The sequence below is a fragment of the Neobacillus sp. MER 74 genome, from assembly GCF_023714155.1.
Genome location: NZ_JAMAUV010000014.1, coordinates 71,218 through 87,950, shown reverse-complemented (window position 1 = coordinate 87,950; position 16,733 = coordinate 71,218). Strand labels below are relative to the sequence as shown.

The following is a 16,733-nucleotide window of genomic DNA, read 5'->3' as shown; positions in this document are numbered from 1 at the left end:
GGAAAAGAGAGCAATGGCTGCTCTCTTTTTCCAAATGATATCTTTACAATTGTTCTTTTTGGTTTCTTTCTATGTTAATGGATTGTCTCAAGCAATTTGAACGCTCCTTCTTTAGAAGTGACCTGTAACAATCGCTCTCTAAAGCTGTCATCCATTAGTTTACGTGATAGCATTTGTAAGATCTTCAGATGCGCATCTCCTGCTGCTTTTTCCGGTACGGCAATCATAAAGATTAGTTTTGCGTCTGTACCGTCTAAACTCTTCCAGTCTACACCCTCACGTTTAATTCCAAAGGCAACAGCTGGCCGTTTAACCGCACTTGATTTTCCATGTGGAATGGCAATATTCATACCCAGTCCAGTAGAAGATTCACCTTCACGGTTCAGGATTGCTTGTTTAAATTCTGCCTTCGAGCTTAAAACACCAGTAGCATCAAACTTTGTAATCAATTCATCGATAACACCGTCACGAGTCGTTCCGTCTAAATCCACTTCGATTAAGTCCAAATTGGTAATATCGGTCAATTTCTCGATTTCAGCCTTTTCGGTTTCTGCCATTACACCATTTCCTACTAGAGGTGCATCAGTTCGAGCGCCGCCATCACCAACAACGGGTGCCGCTGCCTCCACATCTTTCTTCAATGCTATAACCATGATCGCTGTTATAACTACCCCAACAATAACGGCAATAAAGAACATAACCACATTGTCGACAGCACCTAACACGGCAACAATCGGACCGCCGTGGGCCACTTTGTTACCCACACCTGAAAGCATGGCAATAACCGAGCCGGCCATAGAACCGACAACGATACTTGGAATAACACGCAGCGGATCTTGTGCTGCGAATGGTATCGCACCTTCCGTAATACCGAATAAACCCATTGTGAAGGACGCTTTTCCTGCATCTCTTTCCGTTGGACCAAATTTGCGTTTGTTCAAGAATGTAGCTAGTCCAAGTCCAATTGGAGGAATACAGATCGCTACGGCAATCGGCCCCATAATTTCATAGTTTCCTTCTGCTATCATGGCTGAACCGAATAAGAACGCTACCTTGTTGAATGGTCCACCCATATCAACGGCAATCATCGCTCCAAGAATCATCGCTAATACAATCGAACTTCCGCCTTGCATACTAGCCAACCAGCTTGTTAATGATTCAAAGATTTGGGCAACTGGTGCACCGATAACAAAAATGAATAATAAACCTACAATAACAGATGAGAGAATTGGGATAAAAATAATCGGCATAACAGGTTGAACTGCTTTTGGCACCTTTAATTTCTTAATTCCAAGGGCTATATAACCTGCCAAAAAGCCGGCAATAATCCCGCCGATAAATCCGGCACCTGCTTCACTTCCATAAAAACTGCCATTAGCTGCAATATATCCGCCGATCATCCCCGGTACTAGTCCCGGGCGGTCAGCTATACTCACTGCAATAAAACCAGCCAAGATTGGCACCATGAACATGAATGCTGTTCCGCCAAGCTTTTCAACTTGTTTCCAAATGGAATCGTCTGGAATGACAATTCCTCCAGGTGTTTGTTGCCCGCCAAGAGTCAAGGCAATCGCAATTAACAATCCCCCAACAACAATAAATGGAACCATGTAAGATACACCATTCATCAAATGCTTATAAATGGGATTCTTTTTACTTTTACTATTCGATGATCCAGTAGCAGATGCTAATTCTGGTTTATAAACAGGAACATCTCCATTCTGAATCTGCTTAATGAGTTTTTCCGGGTTCTGAATTCCATCTTTAACACCGGTAACAATGACTTTTTTTCCAGCAAAGCGGTCTTTTGGGACCTCTTTGTCAGCAGCAATAATAATTCCATCGGCTTCCGCAATTTCCTGTTCCGTTAACGCATTTTCTACCCCAATGGACCCTTGTGTTTCAACTTTAACATCTATGCCTAACGCTTTGCCTGCTTTTTGTAAGTTTTCAGCAGCCATATACGTATGAGCAATACCAACGGGACAAGCTGTTACAGCTAGAATTTTCCCCATCATGCTTTCCTCCTAATGAAAAAATATAAGTAATCGCTTACTTATATAATAAGTCCTCTTTGTCTAGTAAATTTTATTTATTTTTACCAGAAGTTGCGGTAAAAATCATTTTATTAAAATAAAAAGCACCGAAAAAAAGAGTGGATCTCTGGATCTACTCTTCTCTGCCCTACTTATTTATGATCCGTAGAAAATCCTGATAATTTTCTGCATTTGTTAACTCATGAACAACCAATGGTGACTCACTAAGGGAAGCTATTTTTCCGATGACCGCGCGAACGTCTCGATGATTTTCTTTTGAAATCGCCAGCAGGAATACTAGTGAAACCCGTTCATCGCCCCACTCAATTGGCTCTTTCATGATTGCTGCCGCTACGGCAGATCTTTGAACCACCGACGGATTTCCATGCGGAATGGCCACTCCTCCGCCAATCGCAGTGGCAGATTTCCTTTCCCGATTCACAGCACTATGGATAAACTCTTTCCTAACATAGCCTTTGTTTACGAGAGTAGTGGCAAGCATTTCGACCACTTCATAACGGTGTCCCTTATCTAATTGAAAAAACACAAGGTCTTCCGTCAATAATTGAGAAAAAGCATTTTGTTCGAGAGGGTCAGGCTTATTCTGCTTCACCTTCTTAACAAATTGACTTAATTTTTTCTTATCCTCTTGTCCAAACAGCGGTGAAATGACGATGTACTCCAGATTGATCTCAAGAGGAACAGTAGAAATAATAAAATCAACTGGATGCTGCCTTGTATAATCTGTTACTTCTGCTTTGCCGATACAGGCTACTATATCAATGTCCATATATTGCTGTTCAATCTTTGCCTCTAGCAAATGAGACATGCCAATTCCCATATGACAGACGATCAGTGCCTTCTTCTTTAGGTCTCTCTTCCCCTCCATCCGTTCAATCGAGGCTTGAAAATGAAGAACGATATAGGCTGCCTCATCTTCAGGGATTTCTAAATGGAAAGTACTTTTAATTTCTTCGAGCGTCAAAATGACCATATTAAACATATAGGGATACATCTTCTTAATATTAGATAGCAGCGGATTAAAGATTGGAAAACCGTACTTCATTCGATTGATGACGGAGAGCATATGGACAGCAAGGCCGTTTAGTAATACCGAATCGGCTTCAAAATCAAATAGGGTCAGTTTTCCCATTCTTTCAATGAACACACGGAGTACCTCTGCAACCTCTTCATCATATTCCATAATCTGTTCAGATCCCTCTTCTACTCGCTTACTGCTAATAAGGTGCCAGGTAAAATAGATCCGCTCTTCTTCAGGAAACGTGAGCCGAAATACGGACTCCAGCTGATTAAAAAACCAAATGGCATACTGATATTCCTTTCGACCAAGTGCCGATTTCTTTTCAGACTCTTGGACAAATACGGAAGACCTTTGCCGGGTCCGTTTGGTCATGATCAAAGCATGAACCAGCAGGCTCTCTAACGCCTCCTCTGTAAAAGTTATCGAAAACTCGTCCCGCAAATCCTCCAGCGCTTTCCTCACGGTGGTAATTTCATAAGGCAAAAATAAATCCAACACAAAGTTTTTCCCGTTTGAAAGAGAGGGAATTAGCTCGGATAAGTGAGCCAACGCGCTCCGTTTTTGCAGCTCTGTTCCTTCAATCACACTTCCAAGCCGTGGTTTAGTGATCAGTTCAAGATGAAATACGTGAAGCCAGTTTGTAATTTCCTCCATATCCTTTTTAATAGCCGCTTTGGGTACATAGTAAGAATCGGAAAAATACTGTAAGGTTATCGCCTTATGGCTAGTTAAGAGCTGATAGGTGATTTCAATCAGCCGCTCTTCATTTGATTTCGGTTCACTAGAAAGTAGACTTCGCAAAATAGCAGACCGTTCTCCCTCGCCAATTCCAATCATTACTCCAAAACCGGGCCTACGGGTCAGTTTCGCGCCGGAATAATCAAGAAGAAACTCCTCGATCCGGTCTAAATCATTCCGTACGGTTTTCTCCGCACAATCAAGCTCCTCCGACAAATCCCTTATATTCAAGGCCCCTTCTTCATTCGTCAGCAATATTCTTAGTAATTCCTTTTGTCGATCATTCATTCCTGCACCTGCTCCAATTAACGATATAGTAAGTGTATCTTTCTTTTGACTTCTATTCAATTGGAACAAGGTACAGTAGGACTCGAATTTAAAATTAATGGTTTCAGTTGCTTTTTCTTGCGAAGCACTTTGAAGCACTAAAACAATTTCACCAAATGTACTCTACTAAAGACTGTCCTCTCTCTCCTTGATGAAATTTATATTTTCCTTTTCTACTTCATTTAAAGAGCCATCAAAGTCAGGTTCTTGCTGGTACCATGACTTACTCGAAAAATAGGTTTGCAAATCCTCCGATTGAAAGACATACCCATGACGAGCATAGATCTCATTTCTCGCGATACGCAGCTGCCCTTTTGTAAGATTAGCAACGTCCGCCTCACCCAACACTTTCTTATCACTAGCAGGCAAAATATATTCCGAAGAGGGAGGATTGGAACTTTCCTGTTCGGTTTCATGACTAACTTGATCTTTCTTTTCAACATCCTTATCTTTTGCTCGGTCAACTGTTTTTGTTACCGCTGCATTCGATTTAAGTTCAGGCTTAGAGAAATCTTTTACGATTAGGGTAACGCTGATAGCAAGCATCAATCCTATAAGCGTTCCGACTCCAGCTAATAATCTCGTTTTGGAACGATTTTTCTTTATTTCAATGCGAGTTTCTAAGGTTGAGGGCATGTTCTTTTGCTCTATGGCAACCTTCGAACCGCAGTTTGGACAGAACTTACTAGATGGATTTAATTCTTCACCACAATTTGTGCATACATCCATTAAAACACTCCCCTTCTATTGAAAAAAGACATCCGATATTCAATACTTGCAATCATACATATTATAAGGGGGAATTATTTCAAACAGATTATTCTGATATGACATCAGTATTTCATTTAAACTTATGAAGGGTGGGATATTTCAGCAAAGAAAAAAACCAATCTCCGCGGGCAAGCTGCATCGATTGGTTTAAGGATTATTTTTATTCACCTGTATTCATGATCATATACTAAGTTTTGAATGATTTTTTGAAAGAAATTCTGTTTCTGTATCACTATCTAAGTTCTTATTTGTTGGATCCCATTTGATTAGAGACACGGCAATTAAGCCAATAACCGGAGCAATTAGGACAACGAGCAGCGTCTTTTCTAATCCTGCAAGGGCCAATACCATTGGAAACACGAAGGCCCCAATAATACTGCCAACCCTTAACATGGCTTGTCCCCATCCGGAACCAAGTCCCCTTAACTCTGTCGGGTAAGATAATGTAGCCATGGTCATACATTGAGCCCCAGGTCCAAAAGCATGACCAAAAATAAAGCTGCCTATAAGGATGGCAACAAAGATGGCCGGTAATGATTCTCCTACTAAGCCTACAGTTAAAAGGGCAATACAAACGATTGAATATCCAATGATCGCAAGTTTACGAATACCGACTTTTCCAGTCAAATAGGATTGGAAAAGGCCGCCGAGGATTCCACAACAGTTAAATACAACGGTTCCGATAATCCCGTAGATTGTTCCTTTGCCAAAAATCAGCATCGAAATGGTAGGAAGATAAAACATAACAGCAAAATATTCCATGCTTTCGGTAGCGGCTAGAATAGAGGCGGAAAGAGTCCTCATGCGGTATTTCTTTGAGAATAACGTAGATAACGCTACTTTATCGTCCTGTTTAGTTACCTTTTGTTTCAACTCTTGAACCACTACTTCAATATTATAAGTTCTTTCTACAATTTTTGCTGCTTCCTTTAAAGGAAGGTGTTTGGCAGCCCAAATCGGACTTTCATCCATAAATTTAAAGCGAAGAAACAGTACAATTAAGGCAAGCACTCCTCCAAAGCCAACTGCATACCGCCAAAGATTCTCATCAATTCCTAAAAAATAGATCGGCAATAGTAGCAATCCCGCAAAAGCAGTGGCGATATACCAGACCGGACTCCAAAGATTTACTAGTTGCCCCCGTCTCTTCGTATTTGTTATTTCTGCAATAAAGCTTAAGGCAATAGGGACATCAAGTCCAATGCCGACGCCTAAAAGAAAACGGAAAAATACAAGAACTTCTAAATTGGGGGCGAGCGCTGCCCCAAAGGCCGCAACCACAAGTAAAAGAATATCGACCAAAAACATCTTATTCCGGCCCAGTTTATCTGTTACCATCCCTCCAAATAGTGCGCCCAACAAAGCCCCAACCGCCATGACGGAGGTAAGCGAACCCAGCTGGGCAGGAGATAGATTGAAATCCTCCGTTAGTTGATTAACCCCAATTCCAATACTCGTCAGATCATACGCATCGAGAACAATTCCTCCCAATGCAACGAAAACAATTAACATCCCTTTTTGACTAATAGGATTGGTACTGACAAAATCAATAATGTCTTGCTTCGAATGAATGACTAACCTTTTGTTTTCCAATTGAGCTCCCCCTTTTGATGTTTTTTTATGTACTGGAATAGGATACTGTACATTCTCCAATGTTGAGGGTCTTCTCAAAGGAACCCCACGCCCTCTTTTGGAAAAGATAAAGCATAGTATTCCAATATGTTTGAATAGATTTCATAATAGAACTGAATAGTCTGAAAGTCAATAATTTTTCAACAAGACACAGTTGGGTCATTGAGCATTAAACATGGAAAAAAGGGAATAAAATCAAAACTGAACCAAAATATAGGTCATAAGTGTCCAAAAGTTTATGTTAAATCTAAATAGTAAGTCCTATAACAATGCCTCCAGAACCAAGTATAAAAAACAAAAATAGTGTCAATTCTATTAGAAAAACAAAAAAAGTTTGCTAGAGGAGTTGGAGTATCGGGGACATGAACAACCTAACAAATATGTATAACGAACTTACCGTGATTAAGTCGTTGGAATTAGAGAAATGCAACCTTGAACTGAATAACAATCATAACGAAACGATCAGAAAAGCATTGATGGTATATCGAACCGAACTGCTGGAATGTCTAGAAATGTACAATCATTATTTAGATAAATAAACATCCCCAGGCTAATCAAGCCTGGGGATGTTTTTATTTGCAAAGTTTAAACTCTTAGCGCGGCGCGGAAACCCCTTGCAGCATAGTAGGAATCTGCTCCATTGTGGTAGACAAAGACAGTGTCGTAGCGGCGATCACAAAAGATGGCCCCGCCAAGTTTTCTAATATTGGCAGGTGTTTGCACCCAGCTTGACGATTTCAAATCGAAATTTCCAAGGGTCTGCAGCTCCCGGTATTGCTCTTCCGTTAAAAGTTCAACACCCATGTCAGCGGCCAAATCAATCGCGGAATTTGCTGGTTTATGTTGTTTCCTTGACTCCAGGGCTGCACGGTCGTAACAAAGACTTCTACGGCCTTTAGGGCTTTCCACTGAACAATCATAAAAAATGAATTCGCCCGTCTTTTGGTCATGGCCAACCACATCCGGTTCACCGCCAGTTTCCTCCATTTCATGGAGCGACCACAGTTTTTCAGGATTCACTTCGAGCCTTGCTTGTACTTCAGCCCATTCAAGGCCTTCATGTCTGTTCATGTTTTTCTCAAAGCGGGCTTTCAACGTTTTTAGTAGTGCCTCAGTTTGTTCTAGTGACAACTCCATATTCGTCTTTATCATATTCGTTTCCCCCTTGTTTTTTACTCATAAATGTTAAAGGACTATCGTTCGTCCCATACTATCATCTTAGATAAAAAAATACACTGACTACCTATTCGATAGTTCCGTAGTAAATTCCTTTGTTAATCATTGATTTTCATGGAGGTATGAGAATTCATAAGCGAAGAATTTCCGACTAATGTATATAGAGGAAGCTTATGAAGCCGATATAAGCGGAGATATTCCGCTTAACTGCTCGAAAAAAGTCAAAATCCAAAGATTTGGATCATATAGACGGAAAAACTTCCCTTATTTTTAAGGAAATATGGGTATTTCCCAATTTAAACGGAATTTTTTCGTTTATTTTTCATACACACTGAAATCAACATCCAGCAATCACAGTGCCACGTAAAAACAAGAAGCCCTTCTCTTAATAGAAAAGGACTTCACCATTTAATCTTCCCACACATCATCCATAAGTTCTTCAATCTCTTGCCTTAGTTTATCAGTTTCGTCCTTTAAAACCTTCACTTTATCTCCGTTAATTTCAACAACATCCCCTACCGTCGCACTCTTAGGGAAAATGGATTTAGGAAAATCTTTAGTCTTCCCATCGATTTCTACCACTGCAAATTTGCCTTCAAAACGATCGATGATACCCTTCACCATGTTATTTCACCGTCTTTACACTAATTTTCGATCCGTTCGTCGTAAAGATAATATTTCCACTTTTATCGGTACGATATGTTTTTATTTTTATTGAATTTAAACGATTTACTACCGTGCTGGTAGGGTGTCCGTAACTATTTTTCCCTACACTCAATACAGCGTAAGATGGTTTGACAGCTTTAAGGAAGGCAGCACTAGTTGACGTTTTGGCACCGTGGTGACCTACTTTTAATACATCTGCTTTTAAAGTTTGTTTAGATTTAATCATATCCGTTTCAGACTTCACTTCAGCATCACCTGTAAATAGGAACGATTTTTTTCCATATACTAGTCGTAACACCGCACTCCAGTCATTCAAATCACTTTTGCTATACGTCTTTACGGGAGCCACAAAGGTTGCAGACACACCTTTTAATGGGAGTTTCACACCTTTTTGGGCCGTCTTAATTTTGACACCTTCACGCTTCACAGCTGTTAAAAAGTCTTTGTAAGCTTGGGATGTGTGGCTCACCTTTGGAGCGTATACCGATTTCACTTTAAATGCTTTCAGAACTTCGTCCAATCCACCAATATGATCTGCGTCTGGGTGGGTGGAAATCATTACCTCAATGTCTTTAACTTTTTGCTTTTTTAAGTATGATACGACATCACTGCCATCTTTGTTACCAGCGTCGATGATAATGTCATCACCTGCAGCCGTCTTTATATAAATAGAATCCCCCTGGCCTACATTGATAAAGTGAACCTTCATCTCTTTTGTAGCTGCTTCTGTAGATGAAACACCGGATAATAAACCAACTGATAATGTTAGTGCTGTAACGATCTTAATGATTTTTATTTTCAAAATCATACCTTCTTTCTAATAAAATCTAGGTGAAAACAAAGTACGTATGCTTAGAAAGTTGATTTCATTTCTAGTATGTTCTATTTGATAGACCAACACTCCACCTATTGTAAGCCGGAATAACAATTCAATCATTGGTATTTTATTGTCATTACTGGAATAAGTAACTATCCCAGTCTGCCATTCATGCACCAGGTCTTCACGAAAACAAAAAATCCGGCTATGCAGCCGGATCTTAAAAAACTTTTTATGTAAAATCTTCATTCTCCCTTGTATGCTTCCCGTAATATCGTAAGATCAAATTTCTTCATTTTAAGGAATGCTTCCGTTACGCGAGCAAGTTGCTCTGGAGTGCCCTTGCTCATCATCTCGTCCATCTCTGTCGGTACAATCTGCCAGGATAAACCAAACTGATCTTTCAGCCAGCCGCATTGCTCGGCTTCAGGTACGGCCGAAAGCTTTTCCCAGTAGTGATCAATTTCTGCTTGTGTATCGCAATATACCATAAATGAGAATGCCTCGTTAAAATTGAATTTGTGCTCATGTGCGCTATCCATTGCGGAGAACCACTGATTTTCTAAGCTAAAATCAGCGAACATGATGGTTCCTTCTTTGTCAGGTTCCATGCCTTTTGGATAGCGGGCGATAAGTCCCTGCTTGGCGTTCTTAAATACGGATAAATAAAAGTTAATCGCCTCCTCCGCTTTGCCGCAATTATCACCGACAAACAATAGGGACGGCACTAAGGGGGGACGCTCTTCACCTTCTGGATTGGAAAGTATTAGCTGCCAGGAAAAACCATACTTATCCTGAATCCAGCCAAACTTCTCACTGAACGGGTACTTATCAAGTGGCATGAGCGCTGTGCCGCCATCGGACAATTTGTCCCAAACCGCTTGTAATTTTTCTCCCGCATCTTTTTCTCGGGACGGATCAAAATTGACGATGAAAGATACCGATGGATTGAGCTTGAAATGTGGCCCAGCACTGATTGCCATGAATTTCTGCCCCCATAGTTCAAATGAGACAATATCAGAGTCTCCTGATGGAGTATCATGGATGGTGGTAATATTCGTTATTTTCGAGTCTGGGAAGATAGTAGTGTAAAACTCAGCTGCTTCTTTCGCCTCCTTGTCATACCATAAATGCGGAACAATTTTTTGATTGGTTTTCGACATAGTCCTTCCTCCTTCATTTTTTCATTGCGCCTTGCCATAAGACAGAACAGCAATTTCGTTTTCCGACAGACCTTCGGCTAAAAGGATAATCAAAAACAATGATCTCCTATTCATTCTAGTAACTTTTAATAATTCCTTCTTAACAATTCTACCTACCTTTTTTCTTTTATAGACATACATTTCAAACCTATAATAATTTTTGCATTAGTTTTCTCGTTTCTAAAAAGAAAGAATCCGGATAAACCTGGTGACTATGGGGTGGGGATATGCTCGATTGAAGCTGATCCAGTGACCTTTGCAGATCCTTTTCATTTACTATTTTTAACTCGCTCTGTTGCTGTAGAGCACCTAGATTTTTATAATATTCACTTAGAGTTTTCAAATGATTTCCTACTTGGATTTGATCCTTTGATGGCAGCTCCCCCGCCTTTATCCATTCTTTCAACGTTCCTACTATAGTTGAAACATACTGATATCCCTTGTTTATCTTTTCCACTTTCATTTGGTGCATCGTCAGAAGGGCTGCATGCTTTTTAGCAAGAGGATTGAATTTTAAGCTTTTGGATGCCAAGTCTATCGTATTTTTCGTATCATGTAACGCCTGTAAAAATAGATTTATTTTGTACTCCATCACTTTTCCCTTTTCACTTCCCCATTCCAAATGGATCCAATCGGAGAGCTCTGAAAGAATCTCTGACAGCTGAAGAGCTAATTTTTCAGTAGATGCCGCTGCTTTTTTTGTAAAGTCCGGCGGTGACAAAAGCATGTGAATCACTATCGTAATGATCACCCCAATGATGGTGTCCAGGATGCGATCTAGGGAATAATCCTTTGATTTTCGCTCAAACGTAAAAATTAATATCACAGTGAGGGCAACCTGATGCAAAACCGTTTCATCTAGTTTCAACCACTTCGCAATGAAGGTCGCACCTAACAATAATAGACCCAGTATCCAGCCATTCATGTCTAGGTGACTTGCTAGATATGACGTCAAAAGGATCCCAATCACGGTTCCCAATATACGGTGAAAGGAAAATCGAATCGACTGATCAATCGTAGTTTGCAGACATAAAACAACAGAAAGAGGGGCTAAATAGGGATGGTCCGAGCCAACTAATTTTGCTAATTCCCAAGACACGGCTGATCCAATCGCCATTTTCCAAATCAATGCTGTTTTATTTTCTACATTCCCTTTTTTCTTCTTCAAAATGATCTCCCTTTCTTCCTTTCATCATCATTAGGTTTCTGTTACACTAATGCCTTTATACAGTAACAACCAGAAAAGCAACAATTGCACAAAAAAGAAGGTGAAATATCGCCTAATTTCCCCAAATTTCTTTTCTAACCAAACGTTTGATTGAAAAAGCTCCAAGTATTGATTTATAAGGTTTTACCCTACTAGGTACGCACAAAGATTGTCGAAGGTCGCTTATATATTTCGCAGGAAATAACCCATCATTCTACAAAAACAGATGGGCTTCGGCCCTGTTTTTCGGCATCACCTATGTTGCTGAAACTAGGGATTTTCTACTTCTTTTTGATAATTTTTTGAGTTTTTAGCATCCTAATCCTAGGACATTTAAAACTATAGCTGTGTTAAACTTGTCTGTTGATTTCCATTCCAGGCACTTCGCTTTCCGCGGGCGTGCCGGGAAGCCTCCTCGTCGCTTTGCTCCTGCGGGGTCTCCCCTGCCCCGTACTCCCCGCAGGAGTCTTCGTGCCTTCCACTCCAATAAACAGAGTGTCACAATCAACAATAACCATTAACACAGCCAAAACTATAAAAAGGGTGATTAGGTGGATTTCTCGTTCATTTGGCAGTCGTTCGTTTTGATTTTAGCAGGGATTTTACTGCTAAGAGTTTCCGGTCGAAAATCAATCGCACAGATGACACTTTCGCAAACAATCCTTATGTTATCTATTGGGACAATCATTGTTCAGCCAATTGTTGAAAAAAGCATGCTAAAGGCGATTGGGGCAGCAGCGGTCTTTGTGGCAACAGTCTTGGTTGTGGATTATTTACAACTAAAATTCAATGCCATTGAAAAATTTATCACGGGTAAAGCCAAGGTTGTGATTGAGAATGGGGAAATCAATCAGCAAAATTTAAAAAAGCTGCGCCTAAGCGTCGACCAGCTTGAAATGAGAATGCGAAATCTAGGGATATCTAAAATTGGGGATGTGAAATATGCAACGATTGAACCGAATGGATTACTTGGATATGAATTGATTGATGATGCTAAGCCATTAACTACGGGAGAATTTAAACAGTTAATGAACTCCTTTTTAGCTAAATCCCCTAATCAAACTGAGATTATTTCTCCTAGTAATCAAGATGCCGCAAGCATTTTTGAGGAACTCGATGGCAAGCAAAAAAATAATCCTTCATATCTCCAATGAATCCAGAAAATCAACGGTGTGCAAATATATTCAAAAGAGTTTGATTATTGTCAAATCATGAAGGCCCATGAGGCTGAATCTTAACGTATACTTAACTAGAGAAATAGATACTACCGATGACACTAACGGCGGAGAGGATGATGGGATGCGAGTGGTAACAAAGTTGAAAATGGATGAATTGGAGATTATAAAAATCTACACTGGCAAAAGCTTGACCATAACAGTAGAAATATTCACCGTTCCGGACGGCTATAAAAGCTTGGCAACTAACTCCTACCACTGCCATGACTCTTTAACAGGGATCGGATTGCATAAAGATAAAAAAGAGAGTGCCAAACTAGCCATCAAAGATTTACGTGATTTGATGACAGAGTTTACAGAAGAATAAACGGGTACCCGTAAAACCATGCTGATGGACTAGCATGGTTTTAGTTTTTATTACTCATATACACGCACTTGATTATGACAGCGTACTCCATCTTGGACAGCCCAAAAACAGCAAATTAATTATTTTAATCAACAAATTAATTATTTTAATTTTTTACACAAAATAAATGAATTTCTATATTTACTATTTAATTTTATTGATTTATAATCAAATCAACTAAAGGAAAGGAATTCATTATGGCATATAAAGTAATCACAAATTGTCCTGTCTGCAGCAAAACATTGAAGATTACGAAGCTGCAGTGCTCTCATTGTCACACGACGATTGAAAATGAGTTTGAATTCTCCAAACTGGCGTCATTAACAAAGGATCAGCTTCATTTTGTGGAAGTATTTTTAACATGCAGAGGGAGTATCAAGGAAGTTGAAAAGGAAATGGGGATTTCCTATCCAACCGTTCGAGGCAAACTAAACGACATCATTTCTGCCCTTGGATATGTGCAAAAGAAGAAAAATGAGGTAGACGAGAAAAAGGTTGTCGCCATGTTGGAAAATGGCGAAATCACTCCTGAAGAGGCCATAAAGCTTTTAAAAGATGAATAGGGAGGAATTGACCATGAAAGAGGAAATTGCTAGAGTATTAGCGATGGTGCAAGAGGGAAAAATTGATGCGGATCAGGGGTCTGAACTGATCCAAGTATTAAAAGCGAAAGAAGTAGCAGGAAGTAGTCTAATAGGAAAACCAACGAAATATGTAGATAAAACATTAAAAGTTCGTGTGGTATCAAAGGAAAATGATAACGTCACGGTCAATTTGCCCGTAAAACTTATCAAGGCAGTATTAAAGGCGGGACACAGCATCGCATCGAGTATTCCTCAGTCAGAAAAGTATGTAAAGGATCTCGATATCCACCTTATTATTGAAGCCATCGAAAACGAATTAGATGGCCAAATTGTGGATGTTAAATCGGCAAACGGAGATACCGTTTCTGTCATCATCGAGTAGATGGCCTATGCTGCATCTTAAAGTGAAAGCAAAGGACATTCGGCTCTCGCTCCCCATTCCATATGCCATGTTAAACATCGGCATTTCCATTTTGTCCTCAAAATTTATTCATCAACAAGCAAACAAATGGACAAAAGACTACTTCGAAAGAAAAAAACTGGATCTTACCATTCCACCGTTAGATAAAAAACTGCTAAAGCTCATCGTCGAGGAACTGAAAAATCATAAAGGAATCGTGCTCGTAGATGTCAAAGCGAAGGACGGTACGGAGGTTTTGGTTAGACTATAATGGTTTTAGAATACACCGGTCATTGACCGGCTTTTTTATTTAACTCATCTTTAGAAAGGACCAAATGAGTGAGTGAAACAGACCCTTTTGTCGAAAAAAACTGCAGGCCTCGTCTAATTTTGTCTCCTTTTCACTTGTTTTATCGAATCTATTACATATCAGTTAATACATGCTATAATTCATTTTAATTCTATTAAAAATGGAGTTTACTGAAATTTTACTAAAAGTTTTCGAGGTGTATTCGGCAATGAGACTTGACCTATGTGAAGCTGCTATTAAAGAGAAAAAAGACGAAATGATTAAATTAGGAATGACAAAAGGACTTCAAAACGAAGAAACCATCTATTGCAGCCAAGAACTGGACAAACTTCTTAACGAGTATAATAGGTTATTAGCAGACAATAACCAATCTAAACCTATTAACCATCATGATGACTTTTACTCCTTATTTAGAGATCATATATTAAGGATTTTATCGCTGCCTTACAGATATTTTTTAATATAATGGCACTAGGGGTATCCCTCCACTTAAGTCCTTTAATATACAATTTGTTTAGATTCGTTAATAATAGAGAGAGAATGCACACATGGCATTCTCTCTTTTTTGTCTATTTTTAATAAGGATATAAGGAATAACAATCTCTTTTTAGTATTGCTCTAAAGAAGCTTTTAAACATAGCAAAAAGGCTTCACTGTGAGTGAAACCTTTTTTTGTTAACAGAGCCCATCATAATCTAATGTCTTGATGTAAATTAGATATCCTAACCTACTTTACTTTCTTCTATGGCATGTTGCCAACTTGGGTAGTAATGCAAAGCACTCCGCATTAAATCAGGATAAAGTTGTTTTACCTCTTTTTTACGTAGAGAATTACCTTGGTTCTGTAACTTCTGGATCTGAGTAATGACTTCCTTTGATGTTAATGGAACATCCATTTTTCATTCCTCCCTTTCCGAGTTATCTTTACTATTTTTCCCTTTGGCTAACAATATAAACCCGAAAGCATAGTTGTATTTCCTTTTTGACTGCAAGGAATCCTTAATAGTAGAAATGGTATTACCACTTCCCTATCTATTTTATCCACATGGTGTGTAATTTAAATGAAGAAACTATGAAAAAATTATGAAATGTTACCACTATCAAACAAAATCCCAGAACAAAAAACCTCTCAGCCCGATTCGGCTGAGAGGTGATTCAAATTAACCCACACGTTTCATACTTCCCCCGTTTTGCCCCTTTTCCTTCATTCGGCTAAAGATATTCGCTAGAACCGATCCAGATAAATTATGCCAAACGCTGAAAATCGCACTTGGTACGGCCGCTAATGGCGAGAAATGAGCGGTGGCGATAGCGACACCCAAACCAGAGTTCTGCATGCCGACTTCCATTGCAACAGCCTTTTGTTTCGCTAGATCCATCCCGCATACTCGGGCAAAGAAGAATCCAATCAAGAATCCTAATAGATTATGAAGAATGACAACGCCAAAGATTAACAAACCTGTTTCCGCAATCTTCGCCGCGCTGCCCGCAACAACGGCAGAAACAATTAACACAATCGCGATAACGGAAACAAGCGGCAATGCTTTTGCACCGGCTTGTGCCTGTTTTCCAAAGAACTTTTTAATAATAAAGCCAAGCGCCAACGGAATAATGACAACTTGTACAATCGATAGGAATAAAGAAGCCACACTGACATCGACCCACTTACTTGCAAATAAAAGAATCAGCAATGGTGTGACAATAGGTGCAAGAATCGTAGATACAGAGGCAATCGCAACCGCCAGCGCCACGTTTCCTCTTGCTAAAAACACCATAACATTTGAAGCGGTTCCGCTCGGGCAGCATCCTACTAAAATAACCCCGACCGCCACTTCCTTCGGTAAATCAAGTCCGACCGCCAATAGAAACGCTAACAGCGGCATAATGATAAAGTGGCCGATGACCCCCAGTGCTACTTCCTTTGGTCTTCTAAACACCTCTTTAAAATCTGATAACTCTAGTGTCAGCCCCATGCCAAACATAACGATTCCTAATAAAGGAACAATATATCCTCCCAACCACGCAAAGTGAGTGGGAAAATTAAACGCAACAACAGCAAAGATTAATACCCATAATGTAAAGGTCTTTCCAGCAAACCCGCTGATTTTCTCGATGACGCCCATAATATAGTACCCCCTGAATTATTTCGTTTCTCCAAATAATTAATATTTTTATATATTAGTATAAATATTTAAAAAAATCAATATTTTCTATACAATAATTATTTTCAGAAAAAACGCAAAG

Annotated in this window: 19 protein-coding genes; 7 read left to right on the top strand and 12 right to left on the bottom strand. The window is 39.6% G+C overall.

All coding sequences use genetic code 11. The features are described from left to right. Positions 1–74 precede the first annotated feature (74 nt). The 4 genes from M3610_RS20010 to M3610_RS19995 all read right to left on the bottom strand — a co-directional run bounded on the left by M3610_RS20010 (position 75) and on the right by M3610_RS19995 (position 6,507). A complete protein-coding gene (locus M3610_RS20010) occupies positions 75–2,015 on the bottom strand; it encodes a PTS fructose transporter subunit IIABC (protein WP_251461856.1) in 1,941 nt (646 codons plus the stop codon). A gap of 169 nt (positions 2,016–2,184) precedes the next feature. Next, complete coding sequence (locus M3610_RS20005; RefSeq protein ID WP_251461773.1) at positions 2,185–4,242, bottom strand: BglG family transcription antiterminator; 2,058 nt, start codon at positions 4,240–4,242, stop codon at positions 2,185–2,187. 27 nt (positions 4,243–4,269) lie between these two features. Then, the gene (locus M3610_RS20000; protein WP_251461771.1) at positions 4,270–4,872 is read right to left on the bottom strand and encodes a YARHG domain-containing protein; all 603 of its coding nucleotides are present in this window, start codon (positions 4,870–4,872) and stop codon (positions 4,270–4,272) included. Between the two features lie 222 nt (positions 4,873–5,094). Continuing rightward, on the bottom strand, positions 5,095–6,507 hold the full coding sequence (locus M3610_RS19995; protein ID WP_251461769.1) for an MFS transporter: 1,413 nt from the start codon (positions 6,505–6,507) through the stop codon (positions 5,095–5,097). A gap of 401 nt (positions 6,508–6,908) precedes the next feature. On the opposite strand from M3610_RS19995, the gene M3610_RS19990 reads away from it, so the two are divergent. Beyond that, positions 6,909–7,085 (top strand): hypothetical protein, encoded by a 177-nt coding sequence (locus M3610_RS19990; protein ID WP_251461767.1) that lies wholly within the window; start codon positions 6,909–6,911, stop codon positions 7,083–7,085. A gap of 46 nt (positions 7,086–7,131) precedes the next feature. Here the strand turns inward: M3610_RS19990 and M3610_RS19985 are convergent, their stop codons facing one another. From M3610_RS19985 to M3610_RS19960, 6 genes are all read right to left on the bottom strand, one after another. Beyond that, entirely contained in the window at positions 7,132–7,698 is a 567-nt protein-coding gene (locus M3610_RS19985; protein WP_251461765.1) for a DUF4256 domain-containing protein, read from the bottom strand. 432 nt (positions 7,699–8,130) lie between these two features. Next, positions 8,131–8,346, bottom strand: a complete 216-nt coding sequence (locus M3610_RS19980; RefSeq protein WP_251461763.1) for a DUF3006 domain-containing protein — start codon at positions 8,344–8,346, stop codon at positions 8,131–8,133. 1 nt (position 8,347) lies between these two features. Further along, the gene (locus tag M3610_RS19975; RefSeq protein WP_251461761.1) at positions 8,348–9,190 is read right to left on the bottom strand and encodes a ComEC/Rec2 family competence protein; all 843 of its coding nucleotides are present in this window, start codon (positions 9,188–9,190) and stop codon (positions 8,348–8,350) included. Between the two features lie 260 nt (positions 9,191–9,450). Further along, positions 9,451–10,368, bottom strand: a complete 918-nt coding sequence (locus tag M3610_RS19970) for a VOC family protein (protein ID WP_251461758.1) — start codon at positions 10,366–10,368, stop codon at positions 9,451–9,453. 187 nt (positions 10,369–10,555) lie between these two features. Then, positions 10,556–11,524, bottom strand: coding sequence for an FUSC family protein (locus M3610_RS19965; protein WP_285851385.1), 969 nt, complete (start codon positions 11,522–11,524; stop codon positions 10,556–10,558). 400 nt (positions 11,525–11,924) lie between these two features. Beyond that, on the bottom strand, positions 11,925–12,116 hold the full coding sequence (locus tag M3610_RS19960; protein WP_251461755.1) for a hypothetical protein: 192 nt from the start codon (positions 12,114–12,116) through the stop codon (positions 11,925–11,927). Positions 12,117–12,165: 49 nt separating this feature from the next. On the opposite strand from M3610_RS19960, the gene M3610_RS19955 reads away from it, so the two are divergent. From M3610_RS19955 to M3610_RS19930, 6 genes are all read left to right on the top strand, one after another. After that, positions 12,166–12,768: a DUF421 domain-containing protein gene (locus tag M3610_RS19955; RefSeq protein WP_251461753.1), complete on the top strand. Its 603-nt coding sequence runs from the start codon at positions 12,166–12,168 to the stop codon at positions 12,766–12,768. Between the two features lie 67 nt (positions 12,769–12,835). Further along, positions 12,836–13,156: a hypothetical protein gene (locus M3610_RS19950; protein WP_251461750.1), complete on the top strand. Its 321-nt coding sequence runs from the start codon at positions 12,836–12,838 to the stop codon at positions 13,154–13,156. Between the two features lie 236 nt (positions 13,157–13,392). After that, on the top strand, positions 13,393–13,758 hold the full coding sequence (locus M3610_RS19945; protein ID WP_098576856.1) for a DUF2089 domain-containing protein: 366 nt from the start codon (positions 13,393–13,395) through the stop codon (positions 13,756–13,758). Positions 13,759–13,771: 13 nt separating this feature from the next. Continuing rightward, complete coding sequence (locus M3610_RS19940; RefSeq protein WP_251461746.1) at positions 13,772–14,161, top strand: SHOCT-like domain-containing protein; 390 nt, start codon at positions 13,772–13,774, stop codon at positions 14,159–14,161. 7 nt (positions 14,162–14,168) lie between these two features. Continuing rightward, positions 14,169–14,450, top strand: coding sequence for a hypothetical protein (locus tag M3610_RS19935; RefSeq protein ID WP_098576862.1), 282 nt, complete (start codon positions 14,169–14,171; stop codon positions 14,448–14,450). A 247-nt stretch (positions 14,451–14,697) separates the two neighbouring features. Beyond that, positions 14,698–14,955 carry an aspartyl-phosphate phosphatase Spo0E family protein gene (locus M3610_RS19930; RefSeq protein ID WP_251461744.1) on the top strand — a complete coding sequence of 86 codons (258 nt, stop codon included), beginning with the start codon at positions 14,698–14,700 and terminating at the stop codon, positions 14,953–14,955. 256 nt (positions 14,956–15,211) lie between these two features. On the opposite strand, the gene M3610_RS19925 is transcribed toward M3610_RS19930, so the two are convergent. Together M3610_RS19925 and M3610_RS19920 are read right to left on the bottom strand one after the other, a co-directional pair. Then, positions 15,212–15,385, bottom strand: a complete 174-nt coding sequence (locus M3610_RS19925; protein WP_180230285.1) for a hypothetical protein — start codon at positions 15,383–15,385, stop codon at positions 15,212–15,214. Positions 15,386–15,649: 264 nt separating this feature from the next. After that, positions 15,650–16,612, bottom strand: a complete 963-nt coding sequence (locus M3610_RS19920) for a bile acid:sodium symporter family protein (RefSeq protein WP_251461742.1) — start codon at positions 16,610–16,612, stop codon at positions 15,650–15,652. Positions 16,613–16,733: the final 121 nt, after the last annotated feature.

Bases quoted from the DNA above. Each gene is read 5' to 3' on its own strand.
- M3610_RS20010 (WP_251461856.1), bottom strand. From the start codon at position 2,015: ATGGGGAAAATTCTAGCTGTAACAGCTTGTCCCGTTGGTATTGCTCAT.
- M3610_RS20000 (WP_251461771.1), bottom strand. From the start codon at position 4,872: ATGGATGTATGCACAAATTGTGGTGAAGAATTAAATCCATCTAGTAAG.
- M3610_RS19990 (WP_251461767.1), top strand. From the start codon at position 6,909: ATGAACAACCTAACAAATATGTATAACGAACTTACCGTGATTAAGTCG.
- M3610_RS19985 (WP_251461765.1), bottom strand. From the start codon at position 7,698: ATGATAAAGACGAATATGGAGTTGTCACTAGAACAAACTGAGGCACTA.
- M3610_RS19980 (WP_251461763.1), bottom strand. From the start codon at position 8,346: ATGGTGAAGGGTATCATCGATCGTTTTGAAGGCAAATTTGCAGTGGTA.
- M3610_RS19970 (WP_251461758.1), bottom strand. From the start codon at position 10,368: ATGTCGAAAACCAATCAAAAAATTGTTCCGCATTTATGGTATGACAAG.
- M3610_RS19965 (WP_285851385.1), bottom strand. From the start codon at position 11,524: ATGGCGATTGGATCAGCCGTGTCTTGGGAATTAGCAAAATTAGTTGGC.
- M3610_RS19950 (WP_251461750.1), top strand. From the start codon at position 12,836: ATGAGGCTGAATCTTAACGTATACTTAACTAGAGAAATAGATACTACC.
- M3610_RS19945 (WP_098576856.1), top strand. From the start codon at position 13,393: ATGGCATATAAAGTAATCACAAATTGTCCTGTCTGCAGCAAAACATTG.
- M3610_RS19940 (WP_251461746.1), top strand. From the start codon at position 13,772: ATGAAAGAGGAAATTGCTAGAGTATTAGCGATGGTGCAAGAGGGAAAA.
- M3610_RS19935 (WP_098576862.1), top strand. From the start codon at position 14,169: ATGCTGCATCTTAAAGTGAAAGCAAAGGACATTCGGCTCTCGCTCCCC.
- M3610_RS19930 (WP_251461744.1), top strand. From the start codon at position 14,698: ATGAGACTTGACCTATGTGAAGCTGCTATTAAAGAGAAAAAAGACGAA.
- M3610_RS19925 (WP_180230285.1), bottom strand. From the start codon at position 15,385: ATGGATGTTCCATTAACATCAAAGGAAGTCATTACTCAGATCCAGAAG.
- M3610_RS19920 (WP_251461742.1), bottom strand. From the start codon at position 16,612: ATGGGCGTCATCGAGAAAATCAGCGGGTTTGCTGGAAAGACCTTTACA.